The sequence below is a fragment of the Sporosarcina sp. SAFN-010 genome, assembly GCF_059415065.1.
This window is the reverse complement of the sequence record NZ_JBPFDS010000001.1, coordinates 397,233-420,754: the sequence shown is the minus strand read 5'-3', so window position 1 is coordinate 420,754 and position 23,522 is coordinate 397,233. Positions and strand designations below refer to the sequence as shown.

Sequence of the window (23,522 nt, the reverse complement as noted above, 5' to 3'; positions counted from 1 at the left end):
AATAGCATTCGACTATCATATCTCAAAGTTTATGATAGTCGAATATTTTTTTAAAGAAGGAGGTTGGTGGGATGTCTATCGTCCATTTAGAAGCCATTACCAAGCGGTTTGGAGATGTTACTGCTGTCAAAGAGCTGGACTTACTAATAAAAGAAGGAGAATTCTTCACTTTCTTAGGCCCCAGTGGATGTGGTAAAACAACTACACTTCGAATGATCGCCGGTTTCTACTATCCAACTGAAGGGATAGTGAAATTCAATGAGAGAAACATGACAACTGTTTCACCTGAAAATAGAAATACGGGTATGGTGTTTCAAAACTATGCACTCTTTCCTCATATGACTGTCTTTGAAAATGTCGCTTTTGGACTGAAAGTTAGAAAGCTTTCCAAAGATATAATTAAGGAAAAAGTCTTAGAGGTTCTAAAGAAAGTTCGGCTAGATCAATACATCGATCGACAGGTCAGTCAATTATCAGGCGGCCAGCAACAGCGTGTCGCTCTCGCAAGAGCAATCGTCATTGAACCAGATATATTACTCTTAGACGAACCACTCAGTAACTTAGATGCACGTCTGCGAGATGAAATGCGTACAGAGATATTAAGGTTGCAGCAAGAGTATAAAATTACAACTATTTATGTCACTCATGATCAGGTAGAAGCGTTAACAATGAGTGATAGAATAGCCGTTTTCAGTCATGGAGTTTGCCAGCAGGTGGGGACACCTACTGAGATTTACAATGAACCTATTAATGACTTTGTTGCAGAATTCATAGGAGAAACAAACCTTTTAAATATTGACTATCTAAGTGAAACGACAGACTTCCATTCTTACCAGTTACGTGAACTTGACAGTAAGATAGAAGTGAAAAATGATAGGGCGAATATAGCCGCATACAATAAAACTGATAAGTTACGCATGTCGATAAGACCTGAAGCCGTGATGGTGTCTGAGCAGCCATTAGAAGGATTGAATGTATTTAATGGAATAGTGAAAACTGTTCAGTTTACTGGTGCGGCAGTACACACCTATGTTGAATTAAATGAAACAGTCGTAATTGAAAGTACGAACTTAAACAAAGGACCTGCAACATATTTAAATGAAGGAAATGAGGTTTATGTTCAGTTTCCAGCAGAACAGATTAGGGTTATTCCTGAAATGGATAAATAAAGATAACCTAATTTTGCTGTTGCAGTAGCTGATCGTGATGCAAAGGGAGGCATTTTACATGTTAAATGCAGAACGAAGAAAAACCATTTTGCTATTAATTCCAGTTGTTTTAGTCCTAGGAGGTTATGTTCTTTACCCTGCGTTACGAACAGCGCTAGAGAGCATACATAAAAATGGTGTATTTTCGTTACAAAACTATAGTGATTTTTTTGGTGCCAAAGCCAAAGCAAATTTCGAAGCACTCTGGAATTCAGTATGGATATCATTAGCATCTGTATTCTTTAGTGCATGCATTGGTCTGCCTTTAGCGTATATTTTTAATCGCTATGATTTCCCGGGTAGAAAGTTTTTCGCAGGCATTGCAATTATGCCAATTGTATTGCCTTCTCTTGTGGGGGTAATGGCTTTCATGTTTTTATATGGGGAAGCGGGTTTAATTCCCAATGCTATCAAAGATATTTTCAATTTGAAAGATGTACCTTTTAGTATAGGTGGTATTTCAGGAATTCTTCTTGTCCATGCATATACGATGTATCCATACTTTTATATGACAAGTTCATCGGCTTTAGGCAATATCGATCCATCACTTGAAGAAGCGGCTTCGAATCTTGGAGCTAGTAAATTTAAAGTATTTTGGAAAGTGACATTTCCTCTTTTGACTCCTGGACTTGTTGCAGCAGCACTTCTTGTATTTATGGTGTCGATGGCCAGTTTCAGTGCTCCATTTTTATTGGCGGGTGGTTTCCGAGTGTTAAGTCTTCAAATCTATTTCTCAAAAATCAATGGAGATCTAGAGATGGCAGCAACGCAGTCTGTGATTCTATCAATGGTATCAATTTCATTTTTACTATTTATGCGGTGGTTTCAAAGTCGCAAAGACTACAGAATGGCTTCGAAGGGGATTGGAGCACACCGAAGTGAGGTTAATAATCCACTTTTAAAATGGGTAATGGTGTCAATTGGAATATTGGCAATGATTGTACTGCTGTTACCTCATGTAACATTACTTATTTTATCGCTAGTACCAGATGGCGCATGGACATGGCAAACCTATCCGCAAAGTTTTAACTTTGAAAACTTCATTTTACTTTTTGAAGATCCATACATTTGGGAGCCTGTTAAAAATAGTTTGATAATGGCGTTTCTTGCATGTATAGGAGTGTTTATATTTGGTATCTTCACTTCTTACGCATTAGTTAAACGAAAGTTTTTCGGGAAAAACCTTTTGGATATTTTAGTGATGATTCCATGGGCGCTTCCAGCTACGGTAGTAGGGATGAATATGATTTTAGCTTTCAACACACCTTCTCCGTTCTCTTTTGGAAAGGTATTAGTAGGAACTTTTTGGATTTTACCATTAGCGTATTTTGTAAGATTCCTCCCATTGGTTGTTCGATCTACTAATGCAGTATTGGAACAGCTTGATGATTCAATTGAAGAGGCTGCACAAAATTTAGGAGCGAAATGGTTTTATACATTTAGAAAAGTCGTTTTACCTATCATCATGCCTGGGGTGCTAAGTGGTACATTACTAGCATTTGTGCAGGCTGTTGGTGAGTTTCCAACATCAGTTTTACTTTACACAATTGGAAACAGACCAATCTCTATTGAAATCATGAACCAACTACGAATGTTCAATATTGGTCAAGCAGCTGCATATGGAATGATTCAAGTAGGTTTGATTGCGATTGTAATGTTCATTTCTAGTAAATTCTTTGGAGTGAAAGCTGAAAAGTCACTAGGCTAAAGATTAGATTAAAAATAGCAATTACTTGAGGTGCATAAAATGATGACAAGAGTTGAAGAGTTTATAACTAAAGATGGAGGTACATTCCCAGGGAAGGTCTATTCTGAAGTTTTACTGAAACCCGTGTTTGAAGATCAAAAAGCTTATTTATTTAAAGCGATGATGGCTGTGCACAAAGCTCATACAACTATGCTATCAGAACAACAGATTATCGAAGGTGAAGAAGCAGAGAAGATTTTGAAAGCTGTTGAAGATATAGAAGCGCTAGGAAATGATGAATTTAGCTATTCAGCAGCTTATGAAGATTTGTTCTTCCTAGTAGAATCTAAAATCGGTGACATGATTGGAAACGACTTAGCAGGGAAGATGCACATTGCTAAAAGTCGTAATGATATGGGAGAAGCAATGTATCGCATTGTGTTACGGGAACTTTTACAAGATACGATTGGATTGGCAAAAACATTGGCAGCCACACTTTTGAGTCAGGCTGAATATCATGTTGACACCATTATGCCAGCCCATACGCATACACAGCCCGCACAACCTACTACATTAGGACATTATCTCGTAGCCATCTATGATGGACTCTACCGGGATATTGAGCGTCTGGAACGAGCAAGGACAGTTGTCAATCAGTCCCCAATGGGAGCAGCGGCAATTACGACAACAGGATTCCCGATTAGTCGCGAACGAATGGTCAGTCTACTGGATTTTGAGGGATTGATCGAAAACTCGTACGATGCAATCGGTGCAGGTGACTACTTGCTGGAGGCCGCACAAAGTTTAATCAGTTTGATGACCAACATCGGCCGGTGGGTGCAAGAGCTCTTAAGAATGGCATCTAAAGAAGTGGGACTATTACGTATTTCGGATGCCTATGTGCAAATCAGCAGCATCATGCCGCAGAAACGCAATCCTGTGTCGCTTGAACATTCGCGATCTCTTGCTTCAAGTGCACTAGCAGAAGGTCTTGCAGTACTCCATATGATTCACAACACGCCTTATGGAGATATTAATGATACGGAAGACGATTTACAGCCTCATTTATATAAGGGATTTGAGAAAGCAGATCGGGTATTGAAGTTATTGAATGCAGTCATGATCACAATGGAGTTCGATAAGGAACGAGCGCATCAGCAAGCGAGGAAGAATATGATTACGATAACTGAACTTGCAGATGTGTTAGCTAGAGACTATGCTATTTCGTTTCGTCAAGCCCACGGTAAAGCTGCTATAGTTGCTAAAAGAGCTATCACTCTTCAGAAAGAGTTATATGAAATTCCTGTGGAGCTTGTAAATGAGTGGTTAGAGGACGTGTCCCTATCTGAAGCAGACTGGCAGGCAATTATAGATCCTGTAGTTTTCGTAGAACGTCGAAGTATCACGGGAGGACCGAATCCGGATACTGTACGTGAAATGATTGCAAAGCGGAAGAGTTAATAGGTTGTATGAACAAGATAGATTTTATAACTATTACCAGGTAGTATCCATATTTAAAGAAACGGCAGGTTCATCGTCGACAGATGAGTAGGAAACCGCGCGAGTGCTATGCTTGCGTGGTTTTTTTATGCAATTATATTAAGGAATTAGGCATTACGGGTATAACGAATTTTGAAAAGTGGTCGAAAAGTAGTGATTTATTCTTAATAAACAGATATAATCGAACTAGTAATAACTATTCAGATGATTGGTAAAGTTCGTCGTTTCTGAAAAAAGAGATAAAAACGGGGTGGAATGGGTGAAACGAACAATTGCAGGAAAGTTACGAAATGGGTTTGGACTATTATTAGTCCTGCTAGTTGTTATTGGGGTGGCTAGTATACTATTACTCGTGAAATTGAATAATGATTATAAGCATATGCTCGACGATGAAGTGCATAAAGTAGATATTGTAGATGAATTCGTTTTGAAGCAAGAACAAATGCAAAGTAAAATCAGAGGATATATGCTCTATCAGGATGACACATTGCTCGAGGAACGACAGGAAAACTACGAGCGCTCAGAACAACTTATTCAGGAACTAGGTAAAATGATAGACAGTGCGACGATGAAAAAAGAATATGAAGCACTTGTCGATTCCAACGAAAAGTCGATGACGCTCCAAAATAATATCGTCGGTAACTTGGAAGAAGGTAAAGATGATATTGCGAAATGGATGTCTGAAGCCTCTAAAGATGTAGGGAACGTAGTAATGACTCGTGCTGAATTGATTAAAGATAACCAATACAAGGCTCTGGAAAAGAAACGAAAAGAAGTCAATCAGATGATGACACAGCTAACAATCATTATCGCCGCAATTATAATTATCGCAGTAGTGATAGGCACCCTAATTTCCCAACGCATTAGCCGCTCTATTACAAAACCTGTTGGCATCGTAACGGAAGGATTACATCAAATTGCAGATGGGAATTTCTCCATTGATCCACTCGTCGTACGCAGTAAAGATGAAATCGGAGAAATGGCAGCGGCGTTCAATAAAATGGGCGCAGATGTGGCGAACATGATTCGAAAAATTAATGTCTCTGCAGAACAGTTGGCAATGCAGTCAGAAGAGTTATCCGCAAGTTCTGAGGAAAGTTTGGCATCGTCTGAGTTAATCGCCAGTACTGCAGAGAAGCAACTCGAGGGCAGTGAGCGTCAGCAACGGATAACGGACCAATCCACACAATCGATGAATGAGCTATCTGTAGGGGTTGGAGAAATCTCAGAAAGCAATGAGGACATGTTGCGTTCAGCAGAAGCAGTTACACAACTTGTTGGTAAAGGCTCAGCATCCATGGATGAGGTCGTCGAAGAAATGAAAACCATTCGAGAAACGATTGGAGAAACTGCAACGATTATGAAAGAGATGGCAGATCACTCTTCTGAAATTGAAAAAGTGACGGCTATTATTACAGGGATTGCTGAACAAACAAACTTGTTGGCACTTAACGCAGCGATTGAAGCAGCTCGTGCAGGAGACGCAGGTAAAGGATTCGCGGTTGTTGCAGATGAAGTAAGAAAACTCGCAGAGCAATCCAAGAAGTCTGCGTCAGAGATTGGAACTATGGTCAGTGACATCCAAGTATATTCAAAGAAAGCAACGAAATCGATTGAAACAGGTAGTGAAAAAGTTGAAAATGGCATGAAAGCAACAGCAGAGTCCAACTCGGTATTCAAAGACATCCAACAAGCAGTTGGAGATGTATCCGCTAAGGTTGAAACGGTTTCTGCAGCAATTGAAGAGATCCAAGCTATGGCAGATGAAGTGACAGACGGAGCACGTGAAGTTCAACGGTTAAGCGGACAAGCGTCTGCTTCAGCGACTGAAACAAGCTCAGCGACGGAAGAACAGCTCGCAGTAAGCCAAGAGATTAGTGCGAGCGCACAAAGCCTTACACGCCTCGCTGACGAGCTCCAGCAAGAGGTTAGTAGATTTCAAGTATAAAAACGTGAAAAGCGCATGCCCTCCATATGAAGAGGGGAATGCGCTTTTGCTATGTAATGAATTCTGAACAAATAAATAAACTCGGAAAATATGTTTAATAAAACAAAAACGTGGAATCCTCTTAATATAGAGGATTTCACGTTTTTTTATTGTGCACGCTCAATGAAGAGTTTGAGTTCAGTGTCTTTAACTTTACCATTGATGCCATACGTTCCATCAGAGTAACCTCTTGTTACGTTTTCATTGTAGAGAGCTCCGATGAACGGAAGAGCCCAATAAGAAGAGCTGACATCTGAAAACGGTACACTTGAGTTATGTGAAAGATCGAACGCGTTGGAAAGTGCTTTCGCCATTTCAGCACGTGTCAATAAATCATTTGGCTTGAATTCGTTATTGTTATTTCCTGAAAGAATACCTGCATTAGTAACTGCGGCAATTGCAGCTGCTTGTGGGTGGTTGCTTGGTACATCCTTATAAGTAGGATTACCTTGAGCTGTCAAGTTAAGCTTTTTGACAATAGCTTCTGCAACTTCAGCCCGAGTGGCATAAGTTACCGCTGGTTTAGCTGTTTCGGATCCAGCTACAGTTGTCCCAGCAAAATTAGAAACCCTTTTAGCACCTACAAACTTATTTTTCCAGTAATATGGATCGTTAATAGATGAAATGGTAACACCTTGACTTGTTGAAGCATGAATGAATTTACTTGAACCTATGTAGATTCCTACATGTGAAATTCCTTTACCGCCTGTGTTGAAAAATACGAGGTCACCGGTAGTCAGGTTGCTTTTTGATACTGCTTTACCTTGTTGGTATTGCTGACCTGTGGTACGAGGAAGTGATTTTCCGTTCTTTTTGAAAACTACTTGAGTGTATGCGGAACAGTCGATGCCAGATGTAAGGCTTGTACCACCGTATCGATAAGGTGTTCCTATATAATTTTTAGCTGTATTTACCAAGTCAGTTGCAGATAGTGTAGCAGCAGAAGCCATAGACGGTACGGACGTTGAAATTACTAAACTAGCGATTCCTAGTGCCAAAAGACGTTTCAGTTTCATAAGTTTCTCAGTTTCCCCTTTCGCACCGTATCATTGACAGTGTCTTTATCTGTGATTATCTTAGCATAGGCTAAACCTTATTTCGGTTACAGTTATATTACAATGATGTTACAAATGGTCGGTTAATGTATAAAAGACTGATTTGACGCGGTTTATCGGAAAATATTTCCGATGAAAGCGTTTTTATTTTTGTGCATAATTGCTGTGGAACGTGAAAAAAACACGAAATTACTGTATCTTTGTAACCAAACGTATTGAAATGCCGGAATTATTATGTGGAATCTGGCAGAACGGAGCTGACATGAAAAAAATTGTAGTATTTAGCAATATGTATCCATCTGCAGAACACCCTACGTACGGGATTTTTGTTAGAAACCAAGTCGAATTACTTAAAAGATCTGGTGTCATCGTAGATGTAAAGGCAATTGAAAATCCAAAAGGCGGTAAAGTACAAGCGCTTTTAAAATATGGGAAATGGTTTGCTAGCTCGGTTCTTTATCTAATAGGCAATCGTCGGAAACTCGCATTAACGCACGCTCACTATGCGTTTCCGACAGGACTTCTTTCATTAATAGGAAAGCGATTGTTTAAAATTCCTTACGTCGTGACGGTTCATGGCGGGGATATCGATAAAATGGCGAAAAAGAGTGCGAGAATTGCGGGACTAACTCAAACAATTCTTCAGGAGGCAACTCATGTTATTACAGTTGGGGAACGTCTGAAACAAGAAGTTGTTACAAACTTTGGCGTGTCTGAAACAAATGTAACGGTGATGAGTATGGGAGTTGACCGAACAGTATTTCATCCAATAGCAAGAGATGCGGTACGTGATGAACTAAACTTACCGGAGAGTGAGCATGTGATCTTATTCATCGGCAACTTGATCCGTGAAAAAGGGATCCTAGAATTAGTACAGGCATTCGCGGCTCTTCAAAATTCTTTACCAGAAGTTTCGCTACATCTACTAGGCTCTTCGAAGTCAGCTACCTTTGTAGAAGAGGTCAAACAGTACATTACGACTCACAAAATCGAAGGAGTACACTTTGAAGGCACGAAACCCCAGAGTGAACTTGCCAAATGGCTAGCAGCAGCAGATGTCCTAGCGCTTCCTTCCTACCATGAAGGATTTGGACTTGTTGCCCTTGAATCGATGGCTTCGGGCACCCCTGTAGTTGCATCTGACGTTGGGGGATTGTCGTATTTGTTAGCGGATGATGCTGGGATTTTAGTGCCTCCACGCGATGTGGAAAGTCTTGCAGCAGGATTACTTCAAGCACTTTCTGCTGATGAAGCAAGTAATGTTGCTCAGCGAGAAGAAATCGTTCATGAACATTCCTATGAGATGATATTGGAGAACATGTTGAAGATATATGGGGAAGCAGAACGTACACGGTAAAGGGGGATAAGGGAATGGCTGTCACAGAACAAATCAGAAATTGGTTCGAACACTTCCATGCGAATCCGGAAGTAAGTTGGAAAGAACAAGAAACGACACATGAAATCGTACGCATTTTGGATGAAATGGGAGTCCCTTATAAAACTTTTGAAGATGTCACTGGAGCTGTTGCAGAAATCGGAGAAGGGGATTCTGTTATAGCGGTACGCGCAGATATCGATGCTCTTTGGCAAGAGGTTGATGGTGTTTACCAAGCAAATCACTCATGTGGACACGATGGTCACATGGCTATGGTGCTTGGAGCGCTCACTTATTTGAAGGAAGAAAACCTAGGATGCAGAATTCGCTTCATCTTCCAGCCAGCCGAAGAAAAAGGAAATGGCTCCAATGCAATGATTGACCGTGGAGCTGTAGATGATGTGAGTTATATGTACGGTATTCATCTGAGACCCCAAGAGGAGCTCCCTTTAGGCAAGGCTTCCGCTGCGATTCGCCACGGCGCTGCCTATTTTGTGGAAGGAACGATTCGCGGAGTGGATGCCCATGGAGCACGTCCACATCAAGGCATCAATGCCATCGATCCACTACTTGCAATCGGTCAATTTTTGAAAACGATTCAGTTTTCACCATATGAAGCGTATTCCGTGAAATTGACGCACGTTCAAGCCGGTGGAGAAAGTCTGAATATCATCCCCGGCTCAGCAAAGTTTGGATTAGACATCCGTGCTCAGTCGAATGATGTGTTACAACAATTACAAAATCGTGTCGATAAAGGTGTACAACAGATTGCTGAACTTTACAGTACTAAAATCGATTTGGAATGGGCAGACTATACGCCGGCAGCTGAAGTGTCAGATGAAGCTGTCGCAATCGCACGCGAAGGAATTCTTGCGGTACTTGGTGAAAAGGGGCTTGCAGCAGACGTTGTCACTTCAGGAAGTGATGATTTCCACTTCTATACGATTCGCAACCCAGAGTTGAAAGCGACAATGATTGGATTGGGGGCTGATTTAGGACCAGGATTGCATCATCCAGCGATGACATTCAATCGGGATGCCCTTTTAACAGGTGCTAAAATCCTTGCTGAGACGCTGAAAATTGCAAGTTTTAAAGTACAATGACTTGACAAAATGTCGTTAATTTATAGCTGAATGAGTTAGTGATAGTTGTCATTTATATGAAGAATTGAAATATGTGTATTGAAGTGTCGTTGTTTGCAATGTAAGAAATATAGGAGTACTATTTAGATGTTAAAACTTATCAAACACAAACAAAGGAGCGGTTTAAATGGGTAGAATGCAAGATAAAGTAGCGTTTATTACAGGTGGAGCTTCAGGCATGGGCGAAATGATGGTTAACTTGTTCACAGCAGAAGGCGCAAAAGTCATCGCTGCAGACATTAACACTGACGCTCTTAAAGCTAAATGGGAAGCAAAAGAAAACGTTGAATATCTTAAATTAAACGTAACTGACGCTGACAACTGGGAAGAAGCAATGAAGACAGCAGCAGATAAATTCGGTCAAATTGATATCCTTATCAACTGTGCAGGAATCTCTACTGAAAAAGCACCAGCAGACATTACACTTGCTGACTGGCAGCGCCTACACGACATTAACTCGTTCGGTACTTTCGCGGGTATGCGTGCGGTTGTTCCTTACATGAAGAAAGTTGGCAAAGGTTCAATCGTCAACATTTCTTCTTACACAGCACTAGTTGGTATGGGCTTCAATCCATACTCAGCTTCTAAAGGTTCTGTTCGTGCGATTTCACGTGCAGCAGCAGCTGAATTCGGTAAAGACCAAGTGCGCGTAAACGCAGTATTCCCAGGCGTTATCCAAACTCCAATGGTAGCAAACCTTGAGTCTTCTAAAGCAGCTCTTGAGGGTCTTATCAAAATGACTCCACTTGCTCGCCTTGGACAGCCTGAAGACGTAGGTAACGCAGTAATGTTCTTAGCTTCTGATGAAGCTTCTTACATCACTGGCGCTGAACTCGTAATCGACGGTGGATTCTCAGCACGCTAATTGGTAGTTGAAATGGAAAAGACGTCTTCTCATTATTGAGGAGGCGTCTTTTGCTTTGTAGATGGGGGATAAACGGTGTTGATTATTGCAAAGATATGTTCCCAACGCTTTGCTTTTGCTCGCAAAAGCCGTCCTTAGCTACGGCTTTCGCTACAGACGGACGCTTTCCGAGGGGCTTGGTTTCAGTCTCTGGCCAACAGGACGTCACGAACTTAGGTTGTCTCGCTTCGCTTCGCTCCCTGAGGGGTCTTCAAAAGACGTGCTCCTAACGCTTCACTTTTACTCGCAAAAACCGTTCTTCGTTACGGCTTTCGCTGATCCATCCAGAGTTGCCGTCTTACGCTCCAACCAACGGTGAGTCTTGAGATTGACTGTTCTCATTGCATGAAAAGACAAAAATTTGAAGAGGTATGTCAAAAACGATACTGTGTCAAGATGTTTTCCAGTTTGAGTGCAAGACCGAGGCTGCCTTTAACCTTAAGTTTCCCCATCATGAACGCAGTCGTTGTGTTCAACTTCCCAGCAAGCAGTTTGTAGAAATCCTCGACCTTCATCGTCAACGTACAATCCGCTTCTTCGGTCTCTTTTGTAGTCACGCTAGCCTTATTATCTGCAAAGACTAATACATAATTTCCCGCTTCATCCCCAGATAAATTAAAACCATAACTCACATCCAAGCCTTGTATAGGCGCGGAATTATCGTTCAGTTGCCGCTCAATTTCTTCCCATGTTTGTTGAAGATCTTTTTCGTGTTCGATTACCAAGTTTCCCAACCTCCTAAAAATGAATAGTGGCTCACTATTAGTATAGCAAACTAATCTGTAAAAATGCGCAGAGTTTACTGAAAACTTTAAGGGTGAATTGGCTAATTTGTTGAATTACATAGTAATAGGAAGATATTGCACGAACAATCATGAAAGCACAATAGATACTACTATTAAATCCTTTTGAGGAGGTGCTTGAGCATGGAAATATCGAAACCGATCCGAAAAGCCATGCGATTTTAACACTTGCGAAGAACCTTCACATGCACACGGTAGCTGAAGGAGTAGAAACTCTAGGTCAGATGAAAAGATTAGAAGAGCTAGGATGTTTAGAAATTCAAGGATATTATTTCAGTAAACCGGTACCTATCGAAGAATTGAATAGATGGTTGCTCGCTTCACCAAGATTTCCATTCCTATACTTACCCATACAACCTGCGTAAAGTGAAACATCCGGATTGTAAGCAAAGTCGCTTACAATCCGGATGTTTTTTACATTCTTCCGATAGGCCATTTGAATGGAATGGATCCAGGAGGAGAGTGTTTGATAATATCGATCATAGGTATCGTGTACGCAAACGCGATAAGTGCAATGGTAATGCCAATCCACAAATACCAGTTTTCAAGAATTTTAGGTGTAACTTGGGCGTCTTCATCCTCAGCAGCAATCGGGAATTCCTCGACCCCTCTTGGTGCGAAGAATGTAAGTTTAATGAAGATATACGTCATTAATAGAATACCGATGAAGAGAATAGTGCCACCGATAGCTTGAGCAAGCTGATAGCCAATCCAAGTATCGACTTGTGCACCACCTGCGTATTCTGAGTACGCAGAACGTCTCGGGCCGCCAAGAAGTCCTTGGATATGCATCGCTGTCGACATAATCATCATTCCTACTGTCCAGATGATCGTTTGGATGATTCCAAGTTTGTTTAATTGCTTCGTTAAGCGACGTCCTGTCAAGTGAGGAACGAGCCAATACGCAATCCCGAAGTATGTCAAAATGACTGTTGTCGCAATTGTTAAGTGGAAGTGACCTGTCACCCAAATCGTATTGTGGACAAGTGCGTTCATCTGGTGAGACGCGTTGATGATACCGCCAATTCCACCTGGGATGAAAGCAACCATTCCGACAAACGGTGCGAAGAATCGTACGTCGCCCCATGGCAATTTCTTGAACCAACCGAAGAGACTGCTGAACCCTTTTTTGCGGCCTGTAATTTCAAACGTCGCAAAGATCGAGAATGCGGTCATCAATGAAGGAATAACAACCATCATTGTAAGTACTACTTGGATGAACTTCCAAGTCGGGTCAATACCCGGCTCTGTCAACTGGTGGTGGAACCCGACTGGAATCGAGAACAACAACAGCAAGATGAACGCTAGACGGGCAAGTGAATCACTGAATAGTTTTCCGCCGATGATTTTCGGGATGATTGCATACCACGCCATGTAAGCAGGGAGTAACCAGAAGTACACTAGTGGGTGCCCGAAGTACCAGAACAATGTACGGCTGACGAGCACGTTAATGGTTTCTGTATATCCGAGTGACCAAGGGATGAATTGAATAACTACTGAAACCGCAACCCCGAGAGATGCAATCACCCACATAAGCATGTTAATGATTACCATGAATGCAAGTAACGGTGACTTATCACCTTTGTGGGCTTTCTTCCATACATACAACTGTCGGAAGTTTGTAAATGCGGAAATCCAGCTTCCGACGATTACGAGCGCAAGACCTATATAAAATGCCGGATGTGCTGCAAGTGGTGCATAGAATGTATACAGTACGTTGGCTTGGCCAACTAGGATTGTGACCGCGGCCATGACTGTACCGACGAGCATCATCCAGAATGAAATCCAACCGACGTTCCGTTGTTTATCCGAAATTCCGACTGTTTTCCCCATGAGAGCAAACTGGAATCCGATGATGAAGAATGTTGTCAATACAAGCCCAAGAATCACACCGTGAACCGTTAGTATCGTGTAGTAGTTAATGTTGAAGGGAAGTGTGAATTTTCCAGACCGGACAAATGTCTGAAGGAGACCCATAAGCCCACCAACGAGCAATGAAACAAACGTGACATACATGAATGACATGTAGAGTCGTGCATCTTTTTTAGGGAATAAGCGAAGGTTATTTTCAGTTCCGTCCATATTAATACACCTCTACCTTTCCGAACATCTGGTGGTGACCGATGCCGCAATATTCGTTACAGACGATTGTGAACTCGCCTTTATTTTTCATAACCGCTTCGTAACGGCTAATATGACCAGGTTCAACCATCATATTGACATTCGTTCCGGCTACTTGGAATCCGTGAACTACGTCTTTTGATGTAATTGTAAAGAGAACTGTAGAACCTTGTGGGACACGGATTGTTTTTACAGGTTTTTCATCTTTGTCCACACCGAAATCATAGTTGAATGCAGATGCGACCATGTTGACTTTATATTTACCGTCTGCGACTTCTGTCAGACCTAAGTTTTCAGGTTTAAAGGAATCATGTGCCTCCACGTTATTCTGATCGATTGTTTCCAAGTGACTCTGTGGATGAGTCCCTTTCCAAAAAGCTGCAAATCCTATAACTAAAAGAAAAATAATTAATGATGCCATGCCGAACGCGAGCCAAACCTTCTCATACTTGTGCAGATGCATAATCTCTGCCTCCTTCCTCTTCTATCGTTATCTTGAAATGAAAAGCCAATATGCGCCAAACCATGCACCAACCATTAGTAAACCAAGAATCATAACCATGATGAACGTTCCTTTTAAATCGGATGATGCTTCAGTAGTAGGAAGATCGTTGCTAGCGTGCTTTTTTGTCATTTCACTCACCGCCTCTAATTGGTGTTTGCTTACTCAATAAGAACTACTTTTATCATATTGAATCTGAGAAATTAAAATACTAGGGAATTCCCTAATACTTTCGTAGTAAACAGGAAGTTCACACTTTGTTCATAGACTCACCACATTTTAGACAAATAGAAATGGGGACTAGAAAGTTTATGTGTAGGACAGAAAGATTAGGGAATGGCTTGAAAAAGGGAGTTTGTTGACCAAGATGGCACGACGCTTTACAATTAATGAAGTAAACTTCTAGAAGAAAGTTGGTAGATAGTCATGGAAAACATTCAAACAATTGTTGTGGATAGTAAAGAGCAAGGTGCAGAAAAGATATGCGAATTAGTCCGTAAAGAATTAGATGCAGGACACTTACATGTTCTAGGACTGGCGACAGGAAGTACGATGGAGCCGGTATATGAAAAAATGACTGAATCGGACCTTGACTTCACGAATGTGACCGCATTTAACCTTGACGAATATATCGGTATTCCAGCAACGCACAAAAATAGCTATGCGTATTACATGAACGAATTGTTATTTTCAAAGAAGCCATTTAAAGAAACTCATATTGAAAACGGGATGGCGGAAGATCTTGACGCCGAATGCGTGCGCTACGAAACTCTGTTGAAGGAAAATCCTCTTGATATCCAGTTCCTTGGAATTGGTGAGAACGGTCATATCGCATTCAACGAACCCGGTACATCTCCAGAATCGGTGACGCATGTTGTAGAACTGACGGAGTCGACAATTGCAGTAAATAGTCAATATTTCACAGAAGACGAAACGATGCCAGTGACGGCGCTGACTATGGGGATTTCCTCGATTATGCAAGCAAAAAAGCTGATTGTGGCTGCATTCGGTGAAAAGAAACGTCCAGCTCTAGAGAAACTCTTTGCGGGTGTTGTGTCAACGGAGTGGCCAGTGACGTATTTGTTGGATCACCCAGATGTGATCGTTATTACAGATTTGAAATTATAATAGAAGACGTTTGAGGGAAGGCTGTCCACGTGGGCAGTCTTTTTTGTGGGGGAGAATAGGTTCTCAATCAGAACTTGCTAGTTGTCCGACAAACAAAGGATTTCTTCATCGCATGTTGGAGTTTCTCCTACACAACTCTGAATTTCTCGATAACTGGACGCAATTCAACGAGATGAATAGAAGGGGAGTATATTTATAGAACACAAAAAATCCCCACACAACCGAAATTGTACGGGGAATCGATTATTTATGCATTTTGCTGAGGAACACGGATTGTCCAACGAGAGAAATCTGGATCCTCTTTTGAAACCATTTCTGTAGGATACACAAATGTCCAAGGCTTCGTTGTATTTGCATTGACAGGAAGTGAACCGATGTCGAACGAACCGCTCGCCACGACTGCATTTGTTGCATCGATTAGTTCAAGTGGTAACTTCTCAATGTTGATTTGTTTCGAGTGGCCATTACGGATGAATACGGACGCTGCAATGCTTCCATCTTCTTGCTTACCGACTTGGAATCCAGCGATGTTCACTTCGCGTGGTTTCAATTTTGGTAAGTTGCCGACAACCTCTTCTAATGCTGCTTTTTGCTCAGCTGGAAGGCTTGTTTCCCAAGATTCTTCAAGTTCTAACTTATGAGGCACCATGGACTGTACGTTGAACGCAAGTTTCCAGTTTTCTTTAGGTGGTTCTTCGACGAAGAGATTGTCTTTTGTGAAGACGAACACCCAAGGGCGTGCGCTGCGTGGAGCAATTTCTCCAAGCTCACTTAAGTCGAATTGTTGAGATCCGAGTGTTTTGCCTTCTTCATCCATAAGCATCAATTCCACTTCACCAATCGTAATCGTTTGGTCTAGAGAAGAACGGAAAAACGCTTTGACCAAAAAATCACCTGTTGCTGGTTCGAGGTCAATATCGATACCAGACAACGAAATTTGGTTTGGTTTAAGGGTTTCTAGTTCATTCGCAAGAAAACGGAATACGTATTCCTGTTCTTGCGGCAATTCCCATGATGGGTGGAGGGATAGCGCTGTTTCGATATCCTCGTCACCAGCGGGTCCACCAGTACCGTCCATTAGTTCTTCAGAGCCGATTGTGCTGTCGCTACCTGTCTTTTCGGTCTTTTTAAACAATGAAAGAAATTTCATGAGTTAACCTCCTGTGATTGTAGTTCCTGCTGTTCTGTTAGGATCTTCATGAATTGAATGACTTCAGCAGCAATATCGCGGCGTAGCTTTTGATAATGTTTCCCGAAGAGTTCCAATCCTTCGCGCTGATAAATTCGCATCGGATCTTCCTGTCCATATGAGCGAAGTCCAATTCCTTCTTTTAACCGTGTCATGAATTCCAAATGCTTGACCCACATCGTATCGATATGACTCAGCATCACTTGTGGAATAAGTTGGTTCACTTGCTCATTATCCTCAAAGGATTGGATGTATGCAACCAATTCATCAAGTGGCTCTCGATAAAACTTAACAATTTGCGTTGGCTTTTCGAATGTATGTGATAGTTCAACAGACGTACGAAGCAATGAGTTCATCGTACGCTCGATTCGCTCGAAATCCCATTGGTCCGGAGTTTCACCTTCTGGACAACTGTCGAATACGACGAACTCAGTCGTCTCTTTCAACATCGTTTGTAAGAGTCCATTCACGTCATTACGTTTCAAGACATTATCTCGCAATCCGTACAACACGTTGCGCTGATCGTTGATGACGTCATCCAACTTCAAGTTATACTCACGCATCGAGTAGTGAGCGCCTTCCACAATACGTTGTGTACGCTCTGTCAGCTCGTTCACGTCTTTGTTGAGTACTAAGCCGTTTTCATCAGTATCGACTTTCTTTTCAAATTTTTCGAGGTCATCTTTTGCAAAACGCTTAAACATATCATCTTCAAGGGATAGGAAGAATCGGGATTCTCCTTTGTCGCCTTGACGACCTGAACGGCCGCGCAACTGGTTATCGACGCGTCGACTTTCGTGTTTTTCAGTACCAAGTACGAACAATCCGCCGAGATTTTCCACCCCATCACCAAGTACGATGTCAGTCCCGCGTCCCGCCATATTTGTAGCAACCGTAATATGTCCTTTTTGACCCGCATTCGAGATGAGTTCGACTTCCTGCTCAACACTTTTCGCGTTCAACAAGTTGTAATCGAGTTTGTGTTCATCTAAATACTCGACAACTTTTTCCGATTGCAAAATTGAAGTCGTTCCGACAAGTACGGGTTGTCCGACTTTGTGACGTGCAGCTACTTCTTTTGCCATTGCCTTGTATTTTTGGTCGACTGTTTTAAAGACAAAGTCGTCTTGGTCGACACGTTGACGAGGACGGTTTGTCGGAATTTGGATGACTTGCATGTTGTAGACTTCCCGGAATTCTCTTTCCTGCGTTTTCGCAGTACCTGTCATACCGCAAAGTCTTGGGTACATGCGGAAATAGTTTTGAATCGTAATCTGTGCTTGTGCTTTGTTTTCATCAGTGATTGGAAGACCTTCTTTTGCTTCAATTGCCTGGTGAAGACCATCAGACAACGTTCGTCCTTCCATTATCCGTCCGGTAAACATATCAACTAATTCTACCTTTTCGTCACGTACGATATAGTCAACGTCACGTTTGAAAATGACATAGGCACGTACCGCTTGAATCATATAATGGTAGAGTGTCTGGTGCTCAAGATCGTATAAGTTATCTACACCAAACGCCTTTTCCACCTTCTCAATACCTGTTTCAGTTAACGATGTGGACTTGGTTTCATCATCAAAATCGAAGTCGAGACCTTGTTTAAAACGTTTTGCTAGACGAGCTGCAATCATATGGAGATCCGCGTCTGCTTGCATCTTACCCGCTACAATTAACGGTGTTTTCGCTTCGTCAATCAGCACGCTGTCGACCTCGTCAATTATTGCGTAATGGTAAGGTCGTTGTACTTTTTGGCTGATGTGCTGCGCCATGTTGTCTCGTAAGTAGTCAAAGCCGAATTCAGTACCAACTCCATAAGTTATGTCCGCGTCATACGCTTCTTTCTTTTCGAGACCTTGCATCATCGGTACGTTCAGTCCGACAGTAAGACCTAGAAAACGATGGATTTGTCCCATCTGTTCGAAATCACGGCGAGCAAGATAGTCATTCACTGTTATAATGTGAACTCCTTTACCTTCGAGAGCACGTACATAAGAGGGGAGAGACGCGACAAGTGTTTTTCCTTCTCCAGTAGGCATTTCTGCAATATTTCCTTCAGTCAACACCATGCCGCCAATGAGCTGTACGTCAAAATGACGCATGTTGAGTACACGTTTTGAAGCTTCTCTTACAACAGAGAACGCTTCAGGAATAATCGATTGAATGGTATCCCCATTTGCAAGGCGTTCTTTAAATTCAAGTGTTTTTTCAGCAAGTTGCTCATCTGACAAGTCGACAAAATTCGCTTCTAATTTATTTATATGGTCAACGATTTTTCGATATTTCTTAAGCTGTCGATCACTGGTTTGGTTTGATCGTCTAAAAATGGATAGCATATAGTTAACGCTCCTTTATATTGTCCATTCAACGGACACGACTCTATTTTATCAAACAAGCATGGAAAAGACTAGAAGTGCGTCAAAAGACATTGTAATTTTGTTGTATAAATTGTTCCAATAAAGGACAAGGAAAATTATTTCAATTTATTCTCATAGAAAAGTTGTTTCACAGAGTGCTTTCTGTCGATGGGCATGTTATAATACGGTAGGCTTTAACTAAAATTGAGTACTACAGGGAGGAAGGACATGTTATTCCTTGCAATGGCAGCTGCGTTTGTCGGTGCCATCATACTAACTCCACTTGTCATAAAATTCGCGTTCCGTATTGGAGCGGTTGATAGACCGAATTACCGCAAAGTCCATGCTGCGGTCATGCCCCGTATTGGTGGCCTCGCGATATTTGGAGCATTTTTAATTGGTTATGCAATATTGTTACCTAAAGATGAACATGCAGCAGGAATTTTGATTGGTGCTGTGATCATCATCGCTATCGGATTCTTTGATGATATGCTGGAGATTACAGCGAAAGCAAAAGCATTAGGACAGTTGGTTGCCGCGATTGTGGTAATGACTGTTGGAAATCTGCAAATCGATTTTATTAACTTACCTTTTCTCGGACAAATCGACTTTGGATACTTAAGCATTCCAATTACGATTCTTTGGATTGTCGGGGTAACAAATGCCATTAACTTGATCGACGGATTGGACGGACTCGCTGCGGGCGTTTCGACTATTGCCCTCATCTCCATTTCGGTCATGGCGCTCATCATGGAAAATAACTTCGTACTTGTTACCGCAGCAATCCTTGCAGCAAGTTCACTTGGATTTTTGCTGTTCAACTTCCACCCCGCAAAAATCTTTATGGGGGATACAGGGTCACTTTTCTTAGGCTTCATGATCTCTGTATTGGCACTTCTCGGATTCAAAAACGTTGCAGTTGTGTCACTTGTCATCCCGATTATTATGCTAGGTGTTCCGATTTCTGATACATTCTTTGCGATTGTTCGACGTATCAGGATGAAACAATCGATTACGGCGCCGGATAAATCACACTTGCACCATTGCTTGTTGCGCGCAGGGTTTTCACATCGACAAACTGTGCTCGTCATTTACGGCATTGCCATTCTTTTCGGAATCGCGGCAGTATTGTTCTCACAAGCGACTGTATGGGGAGCGATCTTGTTACTTTTCGTCATCCTGCTCGCTATTGAATTGTTCGTGGAAATCATCGGTCTCGCCGGTACAAATTACCGTCCAATATTAAACTTAGTCCGCATGATTGGAAAATAATTATAAAAGGCTGTCCCAGGGATTCAACCGGGGACAGCCTTTTTTGATGATGGAATCAACTTGAAACGCGAAAGGAATAATTTCCTTTCACGTTTGCTTTATCATTCATTATTTAACATCTGTGTCTTCAGAAGGGGAAATAACGACACTTTTCGTACTTCCTACAATGTCTGATGAAGCTTCGTCATCTATATCTGGTGCTAAAGAAGAAATCAGCCCTAAGTGTGATTGAAGGATTAACCGCTTCTGTTGAAGATCTTCATCATTCAACTTCCAATAATAGACACCTGTTGACCAATCATCATCACCCTCTAGAGTTAACGTATCGACGGATGGGATTCCTCCTTTAGCATACTCTAAGAAGGATAACATTTCATTGTACTTCATATCCGTTTTAATGTTGTCTCCAAGTGCATCGATCACATCGCCGAATTTAGTAATAGCGGCAGGTGATTTCGCTTGGTCCATCATCGCTTCAATAATCATTTGTTGACGTTTACCACGTTCGATATCGTTGTCGAGTTTTCGTGTTCTAGCAAGCGCAAGCGCATGACGACCATCTAATACTTGGAGACCAGGCATCAAGTGGATTGTTCCTGTGTCTGTTTCATCTTTTTCAATTCGTTCATAAGGAACTTCTACCTCAACGCCACCAAGTGCGTCCACTACATCGATGAATGCATTAAAGTTTGTTTTTAAATAGTAGTCAATCGGTATGTCAAGCATTTCTTCGACAGTCTCGATTGTAGCTTTTGTTCCACCATAAGCATTAGCATGGGTGATTTTATCCTTATAGTCCACCTCAGGAATGTAAACATAAGAATCACGAGGGATACTTAGCAGTTTGACCGTTTTTTGTTTCGGATTCAAGGTAGCTACGAGCAAAGCATCCGCTCGACTGTTGCTGTCCCCTTGTTTTCGATCTTCACTGTCATCAACGCCAATTAATAACACAGAAACATTGTCTTTCGCAGGTTGGATATTGTCCTCTTTTGCAGTCGAACGGCTCGTGCGGTCTTTAATCGGCTCGTACGCTCTATCTGCAGCGAGTTCTGCCTTTTTGTGAAGTGTGACCCCATAAGCGGCAACTGTCAAAAAAACTGCAATCGCCAACACAAGTCCTATCTTCAAAATAAGTCTCGTTTTTGAAGATTTTTTCTTGGCCTTTTTATAATCGTTTCGTTTCATGTTCAATCTATCCTCCGTTAATCTGTCCTTTTGTCGAACTCCATCATAGTAGAGTAGATGCTGTCAAATGATAGCAATGGCTATATCTGTCGAACGGGCATTTTGCCTGCAAGTTTTTGCAATTATCAACAGTATACTATTTTTACGGAAGCGCGTACACCTTTTCAGACAGAAAACTCCAAGAACTTCTGTTCACCCTCAGTAATCTTGCCTTGTCCGTTCGTTAAATCTGCAACCCAAGTATGGAATGTGTCTACGCTCAAGATCGGTACCAATATAAATAACGTTACCTGTTCGCCGTACTCGATATGCTCAAGCGGCCACTCTGATTGACGCACTTCATTTTCCACTTTCCCAAGTGCGGTGTAGTCGACTGTTACGCTCATTGTACTATGAAGTACACGCTCAACCGTGCCGGCTGTTGCAACTCCTTCTGAAGTCGAACGTCCATATGCACGTATGAGGCCACCACCGCCGAGTTTGATGCCGCCAAAATAACGAGTGACAACGACAGTGGTATCTTTTAAACATTGCTTTTTTAGTACTTCTAGCATTGGGAAACCTGCTGTGCCTGAAGGCTCTCCGTCATCATTCGCTTTTTGAATATGATCGTGCTCACCTATTAAATAAGCAGAACAATTATGGTTAGCTGATGGATGTGCTTGTTTTATTTCCTGGATGAAGTCGAGAGCCTCTTGTTCAGTTTCGGTTCGTTTTACGGAAGTGATGAATCGAGATTTATTGATAATGATTTCCGATTCACTTTGTTGTTTTACGGTCTTATAGTCCATTCTCATTGCAAGACCTCCTCAATCTGTAATACAATTTTAATATGTTATGGGCATTAAGATGCTATACTGAATAAAGTGTATAGTGAATCCAATGTAATCGCAATAGCCTATGGATTCTACAATGAGGTTTTAGCATTGGTGGGAGTGTGAACAATGGATAAGGCGGCAATTGATATTCAAAAGCTTGAAGGTATCTTCGATAGCATGGTGAATGTAATGGATCAGTCCAAGAACGACATCTTCATGATCAGTGAGCAAAGCCGTCGAAGTTTTGAATCCATGCAGCGTGAGCTCATTATTGTTAAGGAAGATATTTCCCGGGTAATAACCGAAGGAGATCACCTTGAAGAAATGACACGTCACTCACGCAGAAGGCTTGCTGATGTCTCGAAGAACTTTGTGAATTACTCGGAACAAGAAGTGCGAAAGGCGTACGAGGTTGCAAACGACCTTCTCGTTAGACTGTCCGTAAACAGAATGGAAGAAAAGCAATTGCGTATTCAACGCGATGACTTGGATCGTCGTCTGGCGGAACTGTTGGAGACGATTGAACGGGCCGATCAGCTCGTCAACCAAGTATCCACTGTTGTCACTTACTTAACTTCAGATTTGAAGAATGTGGGTGAAGCACTTGAAACAGCCAGACATAAGCAGGACTTTGCGATTCGGATCATTCAAGCACAAGAAGAGGAACGTAAACGAGTTTCAAGAGAAATCCACGATGGACCTGCTCAAATGATGGCCAGCGTGCTCATTCGTTCTGGGCTCATCGAAAAAGTGTATGAGCAAAAAGGTCCTAAACAAGCACTTGAAGAGTTTAAGGATTTAAAAGAAATGGTACGAAGTTCATTATATGAAGTACGACGAATCATTTATGATCTTCGCCCAATGGCAATTGATGATCTTGGTGTGGTGCCAACATTGAAAAAGTACTTATCCACTCTTATGGAATATGAACCTGATGTTCGTATTCACTTTCAGAGTATCGGAGAAGACCGACGTTTCGAGTCGAGTTTTGAAATTGCGGTGTTCCGCTTAGTTCAAGAATCCGTAACTAATGCCATTAAGCACGGAAATAGTCGTGATATATGGGTGAAAGTTGAATGGTTGCGTGAGACGATGAATGCAATTGTAAAAGATAATGGAGCAGGATTCGATCAAAATGAAGTAAAAGACAAATCATTCGGGATTATAGGGATGAAAGAACGCATCGACTTGTTAAAAGGCGATTTTAAAATCACTTCAGAAGTTGGAAAAGGGACAAGCGTGTTCTTTAAAATTCCGATTAATCCTGATAGTATAGGCAAATAGAG

General features: G+C 41.7%; 20 protein-coding genes. 11 read left to right on the top strand and 9 right to left on the bottom strand.

What is annotated here, in order from left to right:
* The first annotated feature begins 71 nt into the window (after positions 1-71).
* The 4 genes from ACR65F_RS02090 to ACR65F_RS02075 all read left to right on the top strand — a co-directional run bounded on the left by ACR65F_RS02090 (position 72) and on the right by ACR65F_RS02075 (position 6,343).
* Complete coding sequence (locus ACR65F_RS02090; RefSeq protein WP_440503037.1) at positions 72-1,169, top strand: ABC transporter ATP-binding protein; 1,098 nt, start codon at positions 72-74, stop codon at positions 1,167-1,169.
* Positions 1,170-1,227: 58 nt separating this feature from the next.
* Positions 1,228-2,916 carry an ABC transporter permease gene (locus tag ACR65F_RS02085; RefSeq protein WP_440503035.1) on the top strand — a complete coding sequence of 563 codons (1,689 nt, stop codon included), beginning with the start codon at positions 1,228-1,230 and terminating at the stop codon, positions 2,914-2,916.
* A 39-nt stretch (positions 2,917-2,955) separates the two neighbouring features.
* Complete coding sequence (gene argH, locus ACR65F_RS02080; protein ID WP_440503033.1) at positions 2,956-4,356, top strand: argininosuccinate lyase; 1,401 nt, start codon at positions 2,956-2,958, stop codon at positions 4,354-4,356.
* Positions 4,357-4,654: 298 nt separating this feature from the next.
* Positions 4,655-6,343, top strand: coding sequence for a methyl-accepting chemotaxis protein (locus ACR65F_RS02075; protein ID WP_440503031.1), 1,689 nt, complete (start codon positions 4,655-4,657; stop codon positions 6,341-6,343).
* 146 nt (positions 6,344-6,489) lie between these two features.
* On the opposite strand, the gene ACR65F_RS02070 is transcribed toward ACR65F_RS02075, so the two are convergent.
* The gene (locus ACR65F_RS02070) at positions 6,490-7,398 is read right to left on the bottom strand and encodes a C40 family peptidase (RefSeq protein ID WP_440503030.1); all 909 of its coding nucleotides are present in this window, start codon (positions 7,396-7,398) and stop codon (positions 6,490-6,492) included.
* Between the two features lie 301 nt (positions 7,399-7,699).
* Between ACR65F_RS02070 and ACR65F_RS02065 the strand changes: the two genes are divergently transcribed.
* The 3 genes from ACR65F_RS02065 to ACR65F_RS02055 all read left to right on the top strand — a co-directional run bounded on the left by ACR65F_RS02065 (position 7,700) and on the right by ACR65F_RS02055 (position 10,819).
* Positions 7,700-8,794 (top strand): glycosyltransferase, encoded by a 1,095-nt coding sequence (locus tag ACR65F_RS02065; protein ID WP_440503029.1) that lies wholly within the window; start codon positions 7,700-7,702, stop codon positions 8,792-8,794.
* A 14-nt stretch (positions 8,795-8,808) separates the two neighbouring features.
* Positions 8,809-9,915, top strand: a complete 1,107-nt coding sequence (locus ACR65F_RS02060; protein ID WP_440503028.1) for an amidohydrolase — start codon at positions 8,809-8,811, stop codon at positions 9,913-9,915.
* Between the two features lie 166 nt (positions 9,916-10,081).
* Positions 10,082-10,819, top strand: a complete 738-nt coding sequence (locus tag ACR65F_RS02055) for an SDR family NAD(P)-dependent oxidoreductase (RefSeq protein ID WP_440503027.1) — start codon at positions 10,082-10,084, stop codon at positions 10,817-10,819.
* 413 nt (positions 10,820-11,232) lie between these two features.
* Here ACR65F_RS02055 and ACR65F_RS02050 read toward each other — a convergent pair whose 3' ends face one another.
* Positions 11,233-11,583 carry an SCP2 sterol-binding domain-containing protein gene (locus ACR65F_RS02050; RefSeq protein WP_440503026.1) on the bottom strand — a complete coding sequence of 117 codons (351 nt, stop codon included), beginning with the start codon at positions 11,581-11,583 and terminating at the stop codon, positions 11,233-11,235.
* Positions 11,584-11,774: 191 nt separating this feature from the next.
* On the opposite strand from ACR65F_RS02050, the gene ACR65F_RS02045 reads away from it, so the two are divergent.
* A complete protein-coding gene (locus ACR65F_RS02045; protein ID WP_440503024.1) occupies positions 11,775-12,026 on the top strand; it encodes an EAL domain-containing protein in 252 nt (83 codons plus the stop codon).
* Positions 12,027-12,075: 49 nt separating this feature from the next.
* Here the strand turns inward: ACR65F_RS02045 and ACR65F_RS02040 are convergent, their stop codons facing one another.
* From ACR65F_RS02040 to ACR65F_RS02030, 3 genes are read right to left on the bottom strand one after another with little or no spacing between them, the layout of a single operon-like run.
* Positions 12,076-13,743, bottom strand: a complete 1,668-nt coding sequence (locus tag ACR65F_RS02040) for a b(o/a)3-type cytochrome-c oxidase subunit 1 (protein WP_440503022.1) — start codon at positions 13,741-13,743, stop codon at positions 12,076-12,078.
* 1 nt (position 13,744) lies between these two features.
* Entirely contained in the window at positions 13,745-14,245 is a 501-nt protein-coding gene (locus ACR65F_RS02035; protein ID WP_440503020.1) for a cytochrome c oxidase subunit II, read from the bottom strand.
* A gap of 27 nt (positions 14,246-14,272) precedes the next feature.
* Positions 14,273-14,416 (bottom strand): cytochrome c oxidase subunit 2A, encoded by a 144-nt coding sequence (locus ACR65F_RS02030; RefSeq protein ID WP_156137889.1) that lies wholly within the window; start codon positions 14,414-14,416, stop codon positions 14,273-14,275.
* Between the two features lie 303 nt (positions 14,417-14,719).
* Between ACR65F_RS02030 and ACR65F_RS02025 the strand changes: the two genes are divergently transcribed.
* A complete protein-coding gene (locus ACR65F_RS02025) occupies positions 14,720-15,412 on the top strand; it encodes a glucosamine-6-phosphate deaminase (RefSeq protein WP_440503209.1) in 693 nt (230 codons plus the stop codon).
* A gap of 247 nt (positions 15,413-15,659) precedes the next feature.
* Here the strand turns inward: ACR65F_RS02025 and ACR65F_RS02020 are convergent, their stop codons facing one another.
* Both ACR65F_RS02020 and secA2 read right to left on the bottom strand, forming a co-directional pair.
* Entirely contained in the window at positions 15,660-16,562 is a 903-nt protein-coding gene (locus ACR65F_RS02020; protein WP_440503018.1) for an accessory Sec system S-layer assembly protein, read from the bottom strand.
* Positions 16,559-18,937: an accessory Sec system translocase SecA2 gene (gene secA2 / locus ACR65F_RS02015; RefSeq protein ID WP_440503016.1), complete on the bottom strand. Its 2,379-nt coding sequence runs from the start codon at positions 18,935-18,937 to the stop codon at positions 16,559-16,561. Before secA2 ends, ACR65F_RS02020 begins: the two co-directional genes overlap by 4 nt.
* 249 nt (positions 18,938-19,186) lie before the next feature.
* Between secA2 and ACR65F_RS02010 the strand changes: the two genes are divergently transcribed.
* Positions 19,187-20,230, top strand: coding sequence for a glycosyltransferase family 4 protein (locus ACR65F_RS02010; RefSeq protein WP_440503014.1), 1,044 nt, complete (start codon positions 19,187-19,189; stop codon positions 20,228-20,230).
* Positions 20,231-20,338: 108 nt separating this feature from the next.
* On the opposite strand, the gene ACR65F_RS02005 is transcribed toward ACR65F_RS02010, so the two are convergent.
* The gene (locus ACR65F_RS02005; protein WP_440503013.1) at positions 20,339-21,418 is read right to left on the bottom strand and encodes an LCP family protein; all 1,080 of its coding nucleotides are present in this window, start codon (positions 21,416-21,418) and stop codon (positions 20,339-20,341) included.
* A 164-nt stretch (positions 21,419-21,582) separates the two neighbouring features.
* Positions 21,583-22,215, bottom strand: a complete 633-nt coding sequence (locus ACR65F_RS02000) for a YigZ family protein (RefSeq protein ID WP_440503011.1) — start codon at positions 22,213-22,215, stop codon at positions 21,583-21,585.
* A 147-nt stretch (positions 22,216-22,362) separates the two neighbouring features.
* Between ACR65F_RS02000 and ACR65F_RS01995 the strand changes: the two genes are divergently transcribed.
* The gene (locus ACR65F_RS01995) at positions 22,363-23,520 is read left to right on the top strand and encodes a sensor histidine kinase (protein WP_039042159.1); all 1,158 of its coding nucleotides are present in this window, start codon (positions 22,363-22,365) and stop codon (positions 23,518-23,520) included.
* The last annotated feature ends 2 nt before the right edge of the window (positions 23,521-23,522 follow it).

Coding starts and splice junctions, on each gene's coding strand:
- ACR65F_RS02000 (WP_440503011.1), bottom strand. CDS start 22,215: ATGAGAATGGACTATAAGACCGTAAAACAACAAAGTGAATCGGAAATC.
- ACR65F_RS02010 (WP_440503014.1), top strand. CDS start 19,187: ATGTTATTCCTTGCAATGGCAGCTGCGTTTGTCGGTGCCATCATACTA.
- secA2 (WP_440503016.1), bottom strand. CDS start 18,937: ATGCTATCCATTTTTAGACGATCAAACCAAACCAGTGATCGACAGCTT.
- ACR65F_RS02030 (WP_156137889.1), bottom strand. CDS start 14,416: ATGACAAAAAAGCACGCTAGCAACGATCTTCCTACTACTGAAGCATCA.
- ACR65F_RS02020 (WP_440503018.1), bottom strand. CDS start 16,562: ATGAAATTTCTTTCATTGTTTAAAAAGACCGAAAAGACAGGTAGCGAC.
- ACR65F_RS02055 (WP_440503027.1), top strand. CDS start 10,082: ATGGGTAGAATGCAAGATAAAGTAGCGTTTATTACAGGTGGAGCTTCA.
- ACR65F_RS02085 (WP_440503035.1), top strand. CDS start 1,228: ATGTTAAATGCAGAACGAAGAAAAACCATTTTGCTATTAATTCCAGTT.
- ACR65F_RS02040 (WP_440503022.1), bottom strand. CDS start 13,743: ATGGACGGAACTGAAAATAACCTTCGCTTATTCCCTAAAAAAGATGCA.
- ACR65F_RS02060 (WP_440503028.1), top strand. CDS start 8,809: ATGGCTGTCACAGAACAAATCAGAAATTGGTTCGAACACTTCCATGCG.
- ACR65F_RS02065 (WP_440503029.1), top strand. CDS start 7,700: ATGAAAAAAATTGTAGTATTTAGCAATATGTATCCATCTGCAGAACAC.
- ACR65F_RS02090 (WP_440503037.1), top strand. CDS start 72: ATGTCTATCGTCCATTTAGAAGCCATTACCAAGCGGTTTGGAGATGTT.
- ACR65F_RS02035 (WP_440503020.1), bottom strand. CDS start 14,245: ATGCATCTGCACAAGTATGAGAAGGTTTGGCTCGCGTTCGGCATGGCA.
- ACR65F_RS01995 (WP_039042159.1), top strand. CDS start 22,363: ATGGATAAGGCGGCAATTGATATTCAAAAGCTTGAAGGTATCTTCGAT.
- argH (WP_440503033.1), top strand. CDS start 2,956: ATGATGACAAGAGTTGAAGAGTTTATAACTAAAGATGGAGGTACATTC.
- ACR65F_RS02005 (WP_440503013.1), bottom strand. CDS start 21,418: ATGAAACGAAACGATTATAAAAAGGCCAAGAAAAAATCTTCAAAAACG.
- ACR65F_RS02070 (WP_440503030.1), bottom strand. CDS start 7,398: ATGAAACTGAAACGTCTTTTGGCACTAGGAATCGCTAGTTTAGTAATT.